The following is a 15,638-nucleotide window of genomic DNA, read 5'->3' on the forward strand; positions in this document are numbered from 1 at the left end:
TTGAATAAATTAGTTATCCAACTCGCTCATGTTTTTAACCTGATCGCGGTTAATTTGCTCTGTTTTACCCGTCTCTGCATTTTTGTACGACACCAGACCGGTATCGTCATCTACCTGAGGTTTACCGTCCGTTACGATGGTTTTTCCATCCGTCGTTTTTATTGCCTGATTTGAGGCACAGCCTGCAACAAACAGTATTGAGACAGCGGCCAGTGATGCGGCAATAAGGTTTTTCCTTTTCATATCATCCCTCCTGAATTAGGGTTTTTTCTTAACAATGAGTCTATTAACTATAGTCAGGAATTTCACATTCATCTGAGATTCGGACAAATGGAAGTTTTTTGGTGATTTTCTGTCCATAAAAAACCCTGATTTACGCAAAAATCTACCTGACAGCAGGCAGCAAAATCCGTACCCTACTGCGCATAGACACTGGCGGCCTGCGCGCCGCGATTTTGCGAAAGAGAAATTTGTGACCAGTCCAATTCAGAAAGAAAAATACAACATCGATAAGCTTCAGAAACGCCTGCGTCGTGACGTCGGTAAAGCCATTGCTGACTTTGGCATGATCGAGGAAGGTGACCGCATAATGGTGTGCCTGTCGGGCGGTAAAGACAGTTACACAATGCTGGAAATTTTGCGCAATCTGCAAAAAAGCGCGCCGGTAAACTTTTCACTGATTGCCGTCAATCTGGACCAGAAACAACCGGGTTTCCCGGCGCATATTTTGCCGGCGTATCTGGAAGAGCTGGGTGTGGAATACCAGATCGTGACCGAAGATACTTATGCGATCGTTAAAGATAAAATTCCGGAAGGTAAAACTACCTGCTCCTTATGTTCACGTCTGCGCCGCGGGATTTTGTACCGCACTGCGACCGAACTGGGCTGTACTAAGATTGCACTTGGCCATCACCGCGATGACATCCTGCAAACGCTGTTCCTCAATATGTTCTACGGCGGCAAACTGAAAGGTATGCCACCGAAACTAATGAGCGACGACGGCAAACACATCGTGATCCGCCCGCTGGCGTACTGCCGCGAAAAAGACATCGAGCGTTTTGCGATTGCACGCGAATACCCGATCATCCCTTGTAACCTGTGCGGTTCACAGCCAAACCTGCAACGCCAGGTCATCGGCGACATGCTGAAAGACTGGGATAAAAAATATCCGGGCCGTATCGAAACCATGTTCAGTGCGATGCAAAATGTGGTGCCTTCACATCTCAATGATATGAATCTTTTTGATTTTAAAGGGATCCAGCACGGTGGTGAAGTGGTCGACGGTGGGGATCTGGCGTTCGATCGCGAAGATATTCCTATGCAACCGGTCGGCTGGCAGCCGGAAGACGATGAAATCACTGCCCCGGTTGAACGCCTGAACGTACTGGAAATTAAATAACGTTTCTCCAACCAGCCTTTAGTCATCAAAGCCCGCCGCTGAAGCGGGCTTTTGCTTTTCAGGAAAGAAGAACGGTATCGGTCCAGTTGTAGTTAGTCATCACCAGTTTCACCGGCAGGCTTACCGCGCCGAAATTCCTGTGCCGGTTTTCATGGAAGAATGCCCGCAGCGGCTCAGGCATAAATTCAGCGCTGTAACGCAGCAGCGTGCTGTGCCAGAAAATTTGGGGAATAGCGGCATTGGGATAGCGGTCTTTAATTTTTCCCGCCCATTTCGTCGCCAGCAGATGCTCTGCCAGCGACTGCCTGACGCGTAAGCTATCCCTGTCGGGAATACCCGCCAGCAGCAGCTGATTGGGCAGTGCTATCAGTTGCAACTCGCTGATTTGCATGACATGGCCGGCGCAGTGTTGTTCAAAAGTCTCCACGAGCCCGGCGAGATCTTCAGCGTCTTCCGGACTGTCGTACAGTGCCTGAGTGATCGCAAAAAATGTGAAATGCATACCCCCGGGCGGTGCGATATCCGCCAGTTTATCGCCCTGCGCGGCTGCGGTTAAATCGGACAACAGTCCGGCCATTGCTGCCCCAGCGCGGTTGCCGCTGGTAATAGCCAGTTTGGTCGGGTGATAGAAAGGTTCGGTTCTGGCTTTACCGGTCTCTCCGTGCGCATTCCATAAGTTCAGCGTCCTTTCGATCGTATTTTCATACGCCTGATGAATCATTTCTCCGGTGTGCAAAACTGACTCCTGATCGTAAGTTTTGAGATCCACGTGGCACAAATCCACGCCGACCGGGCTGACAGCACAAAAACCTCAAAAAGATTGAGCCAAATCAACATTACTACCGCTGAATCGGTGCACTATCCATTCCGCAGGTGAATGCAACGTCAAGCGATGGGCGTTGTGCTCCATATTGTCTTATTTCCAAATTTTTAGAATTAATGCATAGCACTTTTTGATTCGAACGACGCCGGTCTTCTGACCGGCTTTTTTTTGCTTTTTTTTCGCAGGATCTCTGCCCCTATAACCAGCGGCTTTTCTTCAGCCACCACGCGACGCCACCCACCAGCACCACCAGCGACACACAGAAAATTCCAAACCCCAAATGTGACGAGTTACCGGGGATGCCGCCGAGATTAACCCCAAACAGCCCCGTCAGAAACGTCGTCGGCAGGAAGACCATCGCCAGCATCGACATGGTGTAGGTGCGGCGGTTGAGGGAATCGGCCATCAGTGAACTGATTTCATCGGAAAGCACGGCGGTACGGGCGATACTGCCGTCCAGATCGTCCAGCCCGCGCCCTAAGCGATCCGAGATTTCCTGCATCAGGCGACGTTCATCGTCGTTCATCCACGGCAGGCGTTCGCTGGAAAGTCGCGAAAACACGTCGCGCTGCGGTGCCATATAACGGCGCAGGACAATCAGCTGTTTACGCAGCAATGCCATCTGGCCGCGCTCCGGCACCTGCTGTTCCATCAGGTCATCTTCGATATCGATGATTTTATCGTGCAGATCTTCGATAAAATCGCTGGTGTGATCGGTCAACGCATCACACATTTCCACCAGCCAGCTGCCCGTGTTCTTCGGCCCGCTGCCCTGCTGCATGTCGCTTATCATCTCTTCCATTGAGAAGACTTTGCGATGGCGCGTGGAGACAATCATTTTATCAGTAAGGTACACGCGGATGGTGACCAGCTGGTCCGGACGGGAATCGGCGTTGAGATTGATGCTGCGCAGCGTGATCAGCGTGCCTTCGCCCATGCGGATAACTTTAGGCCGCACACTGTCTCCGGCCAGCGCTTCACGAACCGTGTCAGGTAATACTGGCGTATTGTTAATCCAGTTTTCGCTTTCCGGACGGGTGTAATCCAGATGCAGCCAGCAAGGTTTTTCGTCCGTCGCGACGCATTGTACGCTGATGTCGCTCACACCGCCCTGACCGTCCAGCTGGAAGGCATAAACAGCATCGGCTACCTGTAGTTCTTTTCCCTTAATGACTTCCACGACGTTCCTCGCTTTATAATTCGTTAATTCTTCTCAGTTTAGCGTTAAGTGTTTGAAGTTCAAAAAACTCAACCGATGGCAATCTGCCCACTTTAATACGCCAGAGCGATGATGCTCTATTTTTGAGGTAAAATTTTGAGTATCAGGATGTGGCGGGTTTTTGCATTTCGGCCAGCTCAGGCATCACGCTGCGCATAACGTCGAAGAATTTCCGCAGCCGTGCAGGATAGTAGGTCGCGTAGGGATAAACCAGATAGACCGGCAGCGGCAAGGCGTTCCAGCCGGGCAATACGCGCTGCAACCGCCCTTCCTTTATGTCATCTTTGACCACCCACGCAGACACGATCCCCGCCCCCAGTCCGGAAAGCGCAGCTTTGCGAACGGCGTACAAACTGTCCGTTGCCATACGCGGCGAGATAGCGCAGCTTTCTGTCCGGTCATCACTGTCATGGCGGAGTGCCACTTCATTGCGATAATAAGTGCTGAACGCCACCCAGGGTAATTGTCCCAGTTCGTTCACCTGCGTCACCGGATACTGCTGCAACAGTTCCGGCGTCGCCACCACAATGCGCGGGACTTCAGCCAGCAGGATCGCCACCATTGACGGATCCGCCACGTTTCCTACCTGGATTGCGCAGTCGATGTCTTCCGAAAGAAAATCCGGCGTGCGGTCGTTGAGCATCCAGTCCACGGTTACGTTCGGGTAGCGGTGCAGATATCGCGTAAGAGGTTCGATCATTTGATCTTGCCCGAAGGCGTGCGGAGCGCGAACACGCAACGTACCGACCGGCTCATCGCCCGCACCGCGCAGTTGATCTTCAAGCGCCGCCCAGTGCTCAAGCAATAATTTCGCCTGCTGATAACAACGCTCACCATCGTCGGTGAGTTTCATCGCATGAGTGGTGCGCAGAATCAGTTTCGCGCCCAGTAAGCGTTCGAGCGACTGCAAGCGGCGGCTGACGGTGGGCTGGCTGGTGCTGAGCTGCACGGCAGCGGCTGAGAGGCTGCCACTTTCAACAATGCGAATGAACGTTTGCATCAGATCTATGCGGTCTATACCGCTGGTGAGAGGTGTATTCATACGTCCTGCGTATAACAGTTTTACCTTTGTGCAGGCTACCACTCATGAGCATTGAGGTGAAGAATGTTCTCCACGCAATCTAATTCATTCAGGAATACATCATGTCAGACCTTACGCAAAACTCACCGGCAAGCCCCGAAGCGGCGATTTCCGGCAAAATTATTTTCACTCTGGCGGCGGGCGCGGGTCTGAGCGTGGCGTCGATCTACTACAGCCAGCCGATGCTGGGGATTATGGGCAGCCATCTGCACGCCAGCACCGCGTCGGTGGGGCTTATCCCGACGCTAACGCAGGCCGGTTATGCGCTGGGGATCTTGTTTCTGATCCCATTGGGTGACCGTCACGATCGACGCACTATCATCTTGTTGAAAAGCATTCTGCTGGCGGTGGCGCTGCTGCTGTGCGGATTTGTGCCCGGCATTCACGGGCTGCTGGCGGCGAGCCTGATCACCGGCATTGGCGCGACCATGGCGCAGGATATCGTTCCGGCCTCGGCACATCTGGCTCCGGTGGCCCAGCGGGGTAAAACCGTGGGGACGGTGATGACCGGATTACTGGTCGGGATCCTGCTGTCCCGCGTGGTCAGCGGTTTTGTGGCGGAATACTTTGGCTGGCGGGTGATGTATCAGTTGGCCGCCGTCAGCGTTGCGCTGATTGGTATTGCACTGTGGCGAGTACTGCCACGCTTTACGCCAGCAACGCGCATCAGCTATGCGGCGCTGTTGCACTCGATGCTTGGCCTGTGGAAGCATCATAAAACGCTGCGGCGCGCGGCGCTGGCACAGGGTCTGCTCTCAGTGGCGTTCAGCGCGTTCTGGTCAACGCTGGCGATCATGCTCAACGATACCTATCATCTTGGTAGCGCCGTTGCCGGGGCATTTGGTCTGGCGGGAGCCGCCGGTGCGCTGGCTGCCCCCATGGCCGGGGCGTTGGCCGATAAAAAAGGACCGGCGCACGTAACCCAAATCGGAGCCGGGCTGGTGATGGTGTCGTTCGCCGCAATGTTCATACTGCCGTTGTTATCACCCCACGCCCAGCTCGCGTTGATTGTGCTTAGCGCTATCGGTTTTGACTTGGGCATTCAGGCCACGCTGGTGGCGCATCAGACACTGGTTTATGGCCTTGAGCCAGCCGCTCGCGGGCGGCTGAATGCCCTGCTGTTCACCGTGGTGTTTATCGGTATGTCGGCGGGAGCGGCACTGGGCAGTAAAGCGCTGGAATCAGGTGGCTGGCCGGGAGTAGTACTTCTCGCCACGGTGGCCGCCGCCGCCGCGCTGGTGGTGAGACTGGTCAGCCGTAACGAGTAATCTCCATCGAACAAAGAAAAAGCGCCTTTTTGGGCGCTTTTTGCATTTTTGCAGACTCAGAAATCAGTGCTTAATAATGTACATTTCCTGGCTATACGCCACGTCTTCAGGATTTTCAATCGGGTAGCCCTTCACCCACGGTTTGATCAGCCGTCCATTGGTGTACTGATAGACAGGCGCGATCGGAGCCTGTTCGGCGATGATCTGTTCGGCTTTGTTATAGTCCGCGTTGCGACGAGCGTCGTTGGTTTCACGGCTGGCGTCAGCGATGGCTTTGTCGTAATCGGCGTTGCTGAATTTGCTGATGTTGCTGTTGTGCGTTGAGGTCAGCAGCGACAGGAAGGTTGAAGCTTCGTTGTAATCACCAACCCACGAGGCGCGGATCACGTCGAAATTACCGGTGTTACGGCTGTCGATATAGGTTTTCCATTCCTGATTTACCAGCTTCACATCCGCGCCCAGCGTCTTTTTCCACATTGAAGCAACGGCGATAGCAATTTTCTGGTGGCTCTCGGACGTGTTGTATAACAGCGTCAGATGCAAGGGTTTGGACGGCCCATAACCTGCCGCCGCCAGCAGGCCTTTCGCCTGTGCATTCAGCTCTTCCTGCGAATACTGCTGCATTTCACTTTTGGCTGGCTTCCAGCCGTTGGTCACGTCAGGGGTAAAATGCCACGCTGGTTTTTCGCCGCTGCCCAGCACTTTATCGCTAATTACCGCACGGTCAATACTCATCGACAGCGCCAGACGCACGCGGGCATCGTCGGTTGGCGCACGGCGGGTGTTAAAGGCGTAATAATAAGTCCCGAGCTGATACGGGGTATAAACCTGCCCCGGAATATCATGCATCAGCTTTTTATACTGATCTTTCGGGAAAGACTCGGTGATGTCGATGTCATCTGCCAGATAGCGTTTTGTGGCATTGGACTCTTTATTAATCGGCACAAACGTCACTTTGGTCAGCACCGTATGGGCGTGATCCCAGTAATGCGGATTCGGTTCCAGCACCAGTTTTTCATTCACCACGCGCTCTTTAAGTACATACGCGCCATTGCCAACGAGATTACCGGGCTTGGTCCAGTCTTCGCCGTATTTTTCCACCGTGGCTTTATGCACCGGGAAAAGACTGAAATTAGCCAGCAGGCTGACAAAATACGGCACCGGTTTGTCGAGCGTGACGCGCAGCTGCGTCGGGCTAACGGCGGTAACACCCAGTTTATCCACCGGCATTTTTCCGGCAATAATCGCATCTGCATTCCGGATCCCCGCAAGTCCGGCGAACCACGCACCGCTCGATAGTCCTTTCGGATCCACCAGCCGCTGCCAGCTGTAAACGAAATCTTGCGCGGTTACCGGGTCGCCATTCGACCATTTGGCATCTTTACGCAGCGTGAAAAGATAGACCTGATTGTTTTGGTTCTGCCAGCTTTCGGCAACGCCCGGGATGCTTTTACCATGGGCATCCTGATTAACCAGCCCTTCGAACAAATCACGCGCAACCTGCGCTTCCGGCAGGCCGATGACTTTTGTCGGATCCAGAGAGGCAGGCTCGTCCTTGATATGGCGGACGATTTCCTGTTTGGCGGCGAGTTGTGTACCAGCGGGAACTTGTGCAGCGTTGGCCTGACTGAGGCTCAGTGCGACCAGCGCAGCACAGACAGAGTATGAGAGAAGCGGAAACGATTTTCCCTGCGGCATGAATTTCTCCTGTCATTCATAAAAACGATGAGCAATGAAGGAGTTGTATCATTTCTTGAATTCATACCCTAAAAGAATTCGCTCCAGATTTGCCTCCGCGCACAAAACTGCGACATCCGCCTTAAAATCAGGCAGATCCTTCGACGTCGATCCCGCCACAGTGAAACTTCATCGCTGGTTCAACATCCTGGGCAAGCCAGGTCGGCCCATCGAGATCAATAAACCTTGCACCAGCAGCAAGTGGCAAGGCGGTACGCACAGCCCGCGAAGTGCATAGCATGCAGCCGAGCATAATACCGAATCCTTGCTCACGCGCCTCCTGGGCCAGTCGCAGCGCACCGGTCAACCCGCCGGTTTTATCCAGCTTGATGTTAACCATCTCGTAGCGGCCTTTCAGCGCGGGTAGACCTTCAACCGTATGGCAGCTTTCATCGGCGCAGATCGGCAACGGATGGATAAAGTTCTCCAGTGCGGAATCCTCCCCGGCAGGCAGCGGCTGTTCGAGCATCAGAATGTCGAGATCTGCCAGTAACTGACAGCGCTCGGCCAGACCGTCGCTTTGCCAGGCCTCGTTGGCATCGACGATCAATGACGCGTTAGGCACTGCGGCGCGAACCGCCACCAGACGCTCGGCAATGAGCCGGTCATCCAGTTTGATTTTAAGCAGCGTCGCGCCCTTTTTCTGTAATGCCAGCGCCGCTTCGGCCATCTCTTCAGGTGTGCCGATGCTGACCGTCTGCGCCATGCTGATCGATGCTAATGGTTCTGTACCCGTGAGCTGCCACAAGTTCAGCCCGCTGGTCTGGGTTTCGAGATTCCACAGCGCACAATCCAGCGCATTACGCGCGGCACCTGCGGGCAGCAAATGTTGCAACTGTTCGCGACTCGCACCCCGCTCGATAGCGGTGACCACGCTGGCGATTTGCGCCATCACCGACGCTTCACTTTCGTCATAACGCGCATACGGCGTGCATTCACCCACGCCGCGAATACCATTCTCTTCAATTTCTACCGCCACCACACGCGCTTCGGTGCGGCTGCCGCGAGAGATCACAAAGGCCGTGTGCAATGGCCAGGCTTCCGGATAAAAGCGAACACTTCTCATAGCGGCTCCCTAAATTGATCAATGCCCGACGGCATACATTCAATGTATACAACTATTTAGCAAATAATCTATATCCAACCTACAATTGTTACCCTAAACTGAAAGCCGTTTGACTCCAATGGACACAGGAAAACATTATGACCCAAACCGTACACTTTCAGAGCAACCCGGTAACTGTAGCTGGCAAAATCCCACAAAAAGGCGACGTCGCCAAGCCTTTCACTCTGGTCGCCAAAGACCTTTCTGATGTGAGCCTGAGCAGCTTCGTGGGCAAGCGTAAAGTCCTGAACATTTTCCCTAGCATCGATACCGGCGTTTGCGCTGCATCAGTGCGTAAATTCAATCAGCTGGCCGGTGAAATCGAAAATACAATGGTACTGTGTATTTCCGCTGACCTGCCGTTCGCACAGTCACGTTTCTGTGGCGCGGAAGGCCTGACCCACGTGGTCACGCTCTCTACCCTGCGCGGCGGCGATTTCAAATCCGAATACGGTGTGGCTATCGCTGAAGGCCCCTTGTCTGGCCTGACTGCCCGCGCAGTGGTTGTTCTGGATGGTCAGGATAACGTGCTGTACAGCCAACTGGTGAATGAAATCACCACCGAACCAGACTATGAGTCTGCACTGGCTGTTCTTAAGTAATTTCTTTTTAGCAGATTTCAGATAAAAAAAAGCAACGGCTCAGTCCGTTGCTTTTTTATTAGCTGCGATAGCATAGTGAAAAATTACTCTTCGCTTTCGCCCGTTTCACCACGACGGCTGCTGAGGCCATATTCCCGCAGTTTATTGGCAATGGCCGTATGCGAGACGCCCAGACGTTTTGCCAGTTTTCGCGTACTTGGATAAGTCCGGTAAAGTCGGGTCAGCACCGAGCGTTCGAAGCGCTTGCTGATGTCGTCGAGCGAACCGTTCAGGGCTTCTTCGCCAATCGTCACTTCCGCATCAAAGTCCGGCAACACGATATCCTGCGGGCGCAGTTCGCCACCTTCAAGTTGCGTAAGCGCACGATAAATAGCATTTTTCAACTGACGGACGTTGCCCGGCCAACCGTAGTGCGTCAGGTAATTCGCCAACTGAGAAGAAAGTTTCGGGCGAGGCATCCCTTGTTCATCAGAGAAACGCGCTACAAACAGTTCAGTAAGCGGCATGACGTCAGCCGGTCGGTCACGCAGCGGCGGCAGTGTCAGGCTGAGGACATTCAGACGGTAGTAAAGGTCTTCACGGAATTCACCGCGCTGAACCAGCTCCACCAAATTCTTCTGTGTGGCGCACATCACGCGCACGTCGACCTTCACCTCATGCTCTTCACCCACGCGGCGAAATGTACCGTCGTTAAGGAAGCGCAGCAGCTTGATCTGCATTCTCGGTGACATTTCACCGATTTCATCCAGCAGCACCGATCCGCCGTTGGCCTGCTCGAAGAAGCCTTTTTTGCCTTCGACCGCGTTGGGATAAGCACCGGCGGCATAGCCAAAGAGCTCGCTTTCCACTACGTCATCCGGCAGTGAGGCACAGTTCAGACCGAGAAAAGGTTTTTTACCGCGGGCGCTGCGCAGATGGCAGGCATGCGCCAGCAAATCTTTACCGGTTCCGGTATCACCGACAATCAGCAGCGGCGCATCCAGCATCGCCAGCTTACGCGCCTGATCCAATACCTGACGCATTTTGCCGCTGACTGCAACAATGTGATTGAATTCGCTGTCGTCATTGACGGTGAGATCCTGCAACTGACGCCCCATGCGCGCAGCAGATTTCAGCATGATGACGGCACCCGCCATTGCGCCTTTTTGCTCTTCGTCATCCATGTGAATTGGCGTCAGGTCCATCAGGAAATCCTGACTGCGTATCACCACGCGTTCGCTGTGCGGCTGAGTGCTTTCGCTTTCCAGCCAGCGCGTGACGTTGTAACCCGTAATCAGGTTAGCGGCGTTATAGGTGCGAACTTTGTCTTCATCGAGTTCAAACAGCGCCATCGCTGCCGGGTTGGCCTGCTCGATTTTGCCTTTCATATCAATGGAGAACACCGGTTCCGGCATGGAGACCAGTAAAGCACGCAGTGCGCGATGCTCACGCTCGGAAGGCATGAATGGCACGGTGCGGACGTCGGTTACGCCATCAATACGGCGGATTTCGGCCATCAGGGCGCGAAAAGTATCGAAATCGAGTTGAGAAAAATTCAGGTAAATGCGGCCAATCGAGGCAATCTCGATACCGCGCAAATCAATACTGCGTAAAACCAGTAAATCGAGGAGTTCACGGGTAAGACCCAGGCGGTCTTCGCAAAAAACTTCCAGACGCATCAGTGTTGACCTTTATTAGCCGGTGCGGAAATCGCTGAGTGGCATAATACTCTTTCGTGTACAGCGTAAGAAGAGACTGTCACGAAAAGTTGACAAAATAATTGTACAACTCAATCCGGATTGTCACAAAGTTTGGGTAGGCTTTTTTGCCGCAAATAACGCGATTGCTGTCTTTATCGGCAACGCGCCGGTTTCGCCATCTGCGCCTTTATCTGCTACTATCGCCCTTCTGATTTCATCGCCAAATGGTTCCCGACTATGAAGTTTGTCTCCTTTAATATCAACGGATTGCGCGCCCGCCCGCATCAGCTCGCGGCAATTATCGAACAGCACCAGCCTGACGTCATTGGTTTGCAGGAAACCAAGGTTCACGATGACATGTTTCCGCTGGAAGACGTAAGCCAGTACGGTTATCACGTTTTCTATCACGGGCAAAAAGGCCATTACGGCGTTGCCATGCTGACGAAGCAGGAACCGGTCGCTGTACGCCGTGGTTTCCCTGGCGATGACGAAGAGTCTCAGCGCCGCATCATCATGACCGATATCGAAACGCCGCAGGGAATTCTGACCGTCATCAACGGTTACTTCCCGCAGGGTGAAAGTCGCGACCACCCGACCAAATTCCCGGCCAAAGAGAAGTTTTACCGTGACTTGCAGGATTATCTGAATACCAGCCTGTCGGTGAATAATCCGGTTGTTGTCATGGGCGACGTGAATATCAGCCCGACCGATCTGGACATCGGTATTGGCGAAGACAGCCGCAAGCGCTGGCTGCGCACCGGAAAATGCTCCTTCCTGCCGGAAGAACGTGAGTGGATGGAGCGCCTCAAAGGCTGGGGGTTGGTAGACACCTTCCGCGCCGCAAATCCGGACACTGCCGATAAGTATTCGTGGTTTGATTATCGCTCTCGCGGCTTTGACGAAAACCGCGGTCTGCGTATTGATTTGATCATGGCAAGTACGCCGCTGGCGACGCGCTGCATCGAAACCGGTATCGATTACGATATCCGTGGTATGGAAAAACCGTCTGACCATGCGCCAATCTGGGCAACGTTCGACCTGAAATAATGTCAATGAAAACGGTCGACGTAGTGGCCGCGCTGATTGAGCAGGACGGAAAATTGCTGCTCGCCCGCCGCGATGCCTCAAGCGATCAGGCCGGTCTGTGGGAGTTTCCCGGCGGGAAAGTCGAAACCGGGGAAAGTCAGCAGGCCGCGCTGGTGCGGGAGTTGCAGGAAGAGATGGGGATTACGGCGACAGTGGAAGATTTTGTCGCCACCAGCGAACTGCAACAACCTCAGCGTTTGATCCGTTTGCATGGCTGGCGCGTCAGCAGATTCATTGGGATGGTTACGTTACAGTGTCACTCTGAAATCCGCTGGGTATCGCCCGCTGACGTCATGACATTTGAACTCGCACCGGCAGATGTTCCGCTGATCGAGGCATATCTGAAACGATTATCCGTCTGACGGATAATTCAAATAAAAAGGCGCGGACTGATTTCAGTGCCGCGCCATTTTTTTTGCGTGTGCGCAGAACTTACTTCTTCAGTACTTCCCACTTCAGTTCGTTGGTGCCAACCACGTTGGGATCGCGCACGCATTGCAGCACCACACTGTCGGCGGTGACGACGGCGCCCTCACTGTAGCTCTGGTTATTGTAAACGCAGCAGTTGTGGCAGGTCGGCGCGCTGTTGTTATTATTGCCACTGTTCTCCCAGATTTGCGGCGGCAGCGGCACTACCACGTCCGCGCCGTTGTTGAAACCGGTACGGTTTGCCATCGCCGGTGTCGCCAGCAATGCGGAGCCTGCCAGTAAAACCATCAGCATTTTATTGATATTATTCATCACTGTTTGCTTCCTTACCTTTGGTGCTCGCTTTGCGGCGTTTAGGGGCGCTTTTGCCTTTCGCCACCGCGCCCGCCGGTTTGGAAGGCAGACTGCGGAATGCCGAAGACACCCGATTGGTTTTGGCCTGCATGATAAGATTCTGCAACGTCGCGACCAGCGGCTGCATGAAATCCTGATATCGGCAGTTCTTTTCGCTGATGCGCGTCAGGGTTGATTCCCAGTCGGCGGTCATGTCCGGTCGCCCGGCGATGTCCGGCAGCGAGTGGATAAGCGCCCGGCCCGTGTCACTGGAATGAATATAGCGCCCTTTCTTATACAAAAACTCACGGCGGAACAGCAGCTCGATAATTCCGGCACGTGTCGCCTCCGTGCCGAGTCCGTCGGTCGCGCGCAGGATTTTCTTGAGTGCTTTATCCTGTACAAAACGCGCAATCCCGGTCATGGCGGAGAGCAGTGTCGCATCGGTAAAAGGCCGCGGTGGCTGCGTCTGTCGCTCCACCACTTCACCTCGTTCACAGAGTAATTCATCACCCTTCGCCACCACCGGCAACGGCGTTCCTTCGTTCTCTTCATCCCGCTCTTTGCTGCCCAGCAGCGTGCGCCAGCCCGCTTCAGCCAGGAAACGTGCCTTGGCAATAAACTTGCCTCCGGCGATATCCAGATCGATCACACATTTGCGATAGACGGCGTCGGGGCAGAACTGCATCAGATACTGACGCGCGACCAGTCCATAAATCTTTTGTTCATTATCGGTCAGATTCACCTTGCTGCTGCGCGCAGTCGGAATGATTGCGTGGTGGGCATCGACCTTTTTATCGTCCCAGCAGCGGTTACGAATATCCGTGTCCATCGCTGGCTGCGGCATCAGATCTGGCTGATGTATACCGATGGCGTTGAGCACGGCATGACGTCCGGCGAAGTGTTCTTCAGGAAGATATCGGCTATCGGAACGTGGATACGTAATCAATTTGTGCGTTTCATACAATTTCTGGCAAATATCCAGAATTTGCTGCGCGCTCAAACCGAACGCTTTCGATCCTTCTATCTGTAAGGTAGAAAGCGAAAAAGGCAGCGGCGCAATGTCATTTTCACGTTTGTCATTATAGCCGGTGACGATAGCCGGCTGGCCGCCGATGCGCGCGACTACGTGATCGGCCAGCGGGCGGTGGAGCAAACGTCCTTCTTCATCCTGATAAGGTTCGCAGGATTCGCTGGGCTGCCACAGCGCCACAAAACGCTCGTCAGCGGGCGTCACAATGTGCGCTTTCACTTCGAAGAAATCTTTCGGCACGAAGTTTTCAATATCTTCATCACGACGCACCACCAGCCCGAGCACCGGCGTCTGCACGCGGCCAACGGAAAGCACGCCGTTGTAACCGGCGTTGCGGCCAAGAATGGTGTAAGCGCGGGTCATGTTGATGCCATACAGCCAGTCGGCGCGCGCGCGGGCTAATGCCGAAACGCACAGCGGAATGAAATCGCGATTATCACGCAGCCGGTCGATTGCCCGCTCCACCGCCTGCGGGTTGAGATCGTTTATCAGGCAACGTTGGGTGGCTTGGCGCTTCTCCGGCGTGAGTTCAAGATAATCCAGTACTTCATCCACCAGCAGTTGTCCTTCGCGATCCGGGTCACCGGCATGTACCACCTGCGAGGCTTCCTGTAACAAACGTTTGATGACATTGAGCTGTTTGGCGACGGAGGAACGCGGCTGTAGCTGCCATTTTTCAGGAATGATCGGAAGATCGGCCAGTGACCAGCGCGCATAACGGCTGTCATAGGCGTCCGGCTGAGCCTGTTCGAGTAAGTGGCCGACGCACCAGGTCACCACCTGGTCGTTACCGCAGGCTATGTAGCCGTCGCCGCGACGGTGAGGTTTCGGCAGTACGTCCGCAATCGCACGGGCAAGGCTGGGTTTTTCGGCAATGAACAGACGCATTAAACTGCACCCGTCAGCGCCGGAGCGCCGGTCAGTGTGATCGCCACTACCCTTTTCATCGTCCCATCCTTCATTTACTACGTCCTCATCATAAAGAGGGTGGCTATGTTAGCCGCTGGCGGCAGAATTAGTAAGACGGATAGAGACATCTGAGAACACGGTCGCTCATTTAGACAGCAAAAAACCGGTTTAATCAGAAAACGCTGAGTAAAACCGGTCATTGAGTAAACCTGTACTTTTAAAAATGTGACACGAATGGCGTACTGTCGACCGGGATAATTTGCAGACTCGCTTTTAGCTGGGGCGTCCCGAGGTAGAGGAAGCCGACAATTTTATCGTTCTCGCCGCATTTGAATGCGTTGCGCACGTCCGGGTGATCGGTCCATGCCCCGCTGCGCCAGATACCGTTGAACCCCTGTGCCAGCGCGGCCATCTGCATCGCTTGTACCGCGCAACCGGCCGACAGCAGTTGTTCCCACTGCGGGACTTTCGCGCTCTCTTTGCAGGCGGCAATCACCGTAATAATTTGCGGAGCGCGAAGAGGTGCCTGTGTGGCTTTCTCGATAGCTTTTTCGTCCGCACCTTCTTTGATGGCTGCTGCGCGCAACAGCTCACTGAACCTTACCAGACCGTCGTTTTCTGCGATCACAAAACGCCATGGCTGTAAGGCACCGTGATCCGGCGCACGCAGACCTGCGTTGATGATGTTTTGTAACGCCTGCCCTGACGGCGCGGGCGCGGCCAGACGGGAAGCGGAACGACGGTTGAGTAATAAATCTAAAGCATCCATTGAAATCTCCTGAGCAGAACTGAGAATAATTGCTATTAACCGTACGTTAACATAGCCGCCCTGCCATTTTCCAACTGCCTTTAGGGTTTCAGAGAATGACCCACCGCCAAATTCTGAAATGATTTAAAGCTGACTTTTCATCGGCGGGTCATTAGGATAGCGATAC

15 protein-coding genes are annotated in these 15,638 nt (G+C 54.0%); 5 read left to right on the top strand and 10 right to left on the bottom strand.

The window, feature by feature from the left end; genetic code table 11:
• Positions 1-9: 9 nt before the first annotated feature.
• Entirely contained in the window at positions 10-243 is a 234-nt protein-coding gene (locus tag GE278_11170) for a YgdI/YgdR family lipoprotein (GenBank protein QLK61291.1), read from the bottom strand.
• 229 nt (positions 244-472) lie between these two features.
• On the opposite strand from GE278_11170, the gene ttcA reads away from it, so the two are divergent.
• A complete protein-coding gene (gene ttcA, locus GE278_11175) occupies positions 473-1,399 on the top strand; it encodes a tRNA 2-thiocytidine(32) synthetase TtcA (GenBank protein QLK61292.1) in 927 nt (308 codons plus the stop codon).
• Positions 1,400-1,457: 58 nt separating this feature from the next.
• Here ttcA and GE278_11180 read toward each other — a convergent pair whose 3' ends face one another.
• The 3 genes from GE278_11180 to GE278_11190 all read right to left on the bottom strand — a co-directional run bounded on the left by GE278_11180 (position 1,458) and on the right by GE278_11190 (position 4,483).
• The gene (locus tag GE278_11180; GenBank protein QLK63272.1) at positions 1,458-2,135 is read right to left on the bottom strand and encodes a hypothetical protein; all 678 of its coding nucleotides are present in this window, start codon (positions 2,133-2,135) and stop codon (positions 1,458-1,460) included.
• 283 nt (positions 2,136-2,418) lie between these two features.
• On the bottom strand, positions 2,419-3,402 hold the full coding sequence (gene zntB, locus GE278_11185; GenBank protein QLK61293.1) for a zinc transporter ZntB: 984 nt from the start codon (positions 3,400-3,402) through the stop codon (positions 2,419-2,421).
• Between the two features lie 142 nt (positions 3,403-3,544).
• Entirely contained in the window at positions 3,545-4,483 is a 939-nt protein-coding gene (locus GE278_11190; GenBank protein QLK61294.1) for a LysR family transcriptional regulator, read from the bottom strand.
• A gap of 101 nt (positions 4,484-4,584) precedes the next feature.
• Between GE278_11190 and GE278_11195 the strand changes: the two genes are divergently transcribed.
• Positions 4,585-5,790, top strand: coding sequence for an MFS transporter (locus tag GE278_11195; protein ID QLK61295.1), 1,206 nt, complete (start codon positions 4,585-4,587; stop codon positions 5,788-5,790).
• Positions 5,791-5,853: 63 nt separating this feature from the next.
• Here the strand turns inward: GE278_11195 and GE278_11200 are convergent, their stop codons facing one another.
• Both GE278_11200 and GE278_11205 read right to left on the bottom strand, forming a co-directional pair.
• Positions 5,854-7,488 carry an oligopeptide ABC transporter substrate-binding protein OppA gene (locus GE278_11200; protein ID QLK61296.1) on the bottom strand — a complete coding sequence of 545 codons (1,635 nt, stop codon included), beginning with the start codon at positions 7,486-7,488 and terminating at the stop codon, positions 5,854-5,856.
• Between the two features lie 127 nt (positions 7,489-7,615).
• Entirely contained in the window at positions 7,616-8,593 is a 978-nt protein-coding gene (locus tag GE278_11205) for an L-Ala-D/L-Glu epimerase (GenBank protein ID QLK61297.1), read from the bottom strand.
• Positions 8,594-8,730: 137 nt separating this feature from the next.
• Here GE278_11205 and GE278_11210 point away from each other — a divergent pair, with 137 nt between their 5' ends.
• Positions 8,731-9,234: a thiol peroxidase gene (locus GE278_11210; GenBank protein ID QLK61298.1), complete on the top strand. Its 504-nt coding sequence runs from the start codon at positions 8,731-8,733 to the stop codon at positions 9,232-9,234.
• An 83-nt stretch (positions 9,235-9,317) separates the two neighbouring features.
• Here GE278_11210 and tyrR read toward each other — a convergent pair whose 3' ends face one another.
• On the bottom strand, positions 9,318-10,892 hold the full coding sequence (tyrR, locus tag GE278_11215) for a transcriptional regulator TyrR (GenBank protein QLK61299.1): 1,575 nt from the start codon (positions 10,890-10,892) through the stop codon (positions 9,318-9,320).
• Between the two features lie 258 nt (positions 10,893-11,150).
• Here tyrR and xthA point away from each other — a divergent pair, with 258 nt between their 5' ends.
• Together xthA and GE278_11225 are read left to right on the top strand one after the other, a co-directional pair.
• Positions 11,151-11,960 (top strand): exodeoxyribonuclease III, encoded by an 810-nt coding sequence (gene xthA, locus GE278_11220; protein ID QLK61300.1) that lies wholly within the window; start codon positions 11,151-11,153, stop codon positions 11,958-11,960.
• Between the two features lie 5 nt (positions 11,961-11,965).
• Entirely contained in the window at positions 11,966-12,361 is a 396-nt protein-coding gene (locus tag GE278_11225) for a pyrimidine (deoxy)nucleoside triphosphate diphosphatase (protein ID QLK61301.1), read from the top strand.
• A 70-nt stretch (positions 12,362-12,431) separates the two neighbouring features.
• Here the strand turns inward: GE278_11225 and GE278_11230 are convergent, their stop codons facing one another.
• The 3 genes from GE278_11230 to GE278_11240 form a co-directional block, all read right to left on the bottom strand.
• The gene (locus GE278_11230; protein ID QLK61302.1) at positions 12,432-12,740 is read right to left on the bottom strand and encodes a DUF1496 domain-containing protein; all 309 of its coding nucleotides are present in this window, start codon (positions 12,738-12,740) and stop codon (positions 12,432-12,434) included.
• Positions 12,733-14,682: a DNA topoisomerase III gene (gene topB, locus GE278_11235; protein ID QLK61303.1), complete on the bottom strand. Its 1,950-nt coding sequence runs from the start codon at positions 14,680-14,682 to the stop codon at positions 12,733-12,735. Before topB ends, GE278_11230 begins: the two co-directional genes overlap by 8 nt.
• 238 nt (positions 14,683-14,920) lie before the next feature.
• Positions 14,921-15,472, bottom strand: a complete 552-nt coding sequence (locus GE278_11240; GenBank protein ID QLK61304.1) for an NAD(P)H nitroreductase — start codon at positions 15,470-15,472, stop codon at positions 14,921-14,923.
• Positions 15,473-15,638: the final 166 nt, after the last annotated feature.

The sequence above is a fragment of the Enterobacteriaceae bacterium Kacie_13 genome (genome assembly GCA_013457415.1).
GTDB lineage: Bacteria > Pseudomonadota > Gammaproteobacteria > Enterobacterales > Enterobacteriaceae > Rahnella.

Bases quoted from the DNA above. Each gene is read 5' to 3' on its own strand.
- GE278_11170 (QLK61291.1), bottom strand. From the start codon at position 243: ATGAAAAGGAAAAACCTTATTGCCGCATCACTGGCCGCTGTCTCAATA.
- GE278_11190 (QLK61294.1), bottom strand. From the start codon at position 4,483: ATGAATACACCTCTCACCAGCGGTATAGACCGCATAGATCTGATGCAA.
- GE278_11195 (QLK61295.1), top strand. From the start codon at position 4,585: ATGTCAGACCTTACGCAAAACTCACCGGCAAGCCCCGAAGCGGCGATT.
- GE278_11200 (QLK61296.1), bottom strand. From the start codon at position 7,488: ATGCCGCAGGGAAAATCGTTTCCGCTTCTCTCATACTCTGTCTGTGCT.
- GE278_11205 (QLK61297.1), bottom strand. From the start codon at position 8,593: ATGAGAAGTGTTCGCTTTTATCCGGAAGCCTGGCCATTGCACACGGCC.
- GE278_11210 (QLK61298.1), top strand. From the start codon at position 8,731: ATGACCCAAACCGTACACTTTCAGAGCAACCCGGTAACTGTAGCTGGC.
- tyrR (QLK61299.1), bottom strand. From the start codon at position 10,892: ATGCGTCTGGAAGTTTTTTGCGAAGACCGCCTGGGTCTTACCCGTGAA.
- xthA (QLK61300.1), top strand. From the start codon at position 11,151: ATGAAGTTTGTCTCCTTTAATATCAACGGATTGCGCGCCCGCCCGCAT.
- GE278_11225 (QLK61301.1), top strand. From the start codon at position 11,966: ATGAAAACGGTCGACGTAGTGGCCGCGCTGATTGAGCAGGACGGAAAA.
- GE278_11230 (QLK61302.1), bottom strand. From the start codon at position 12,740: ATGAATAATATCAATAAAATGCTGATGGTTTTACTGGCAGGCTCCGCA.
- topB (QLK61303.1), bottom strand. From the start codon at position 14,682: ATGCGTCTGTTCATTGCCGAAAAACCCAGCCTTGCCCGTGCGATTGCG.
- GE278_11240 (QLK61304.1), bottom strand. From the start codon at position 15,472: ATGGATGCTTTAGATTTATTACTCAACCGTCGTTCCGCTTCCCGTCTG.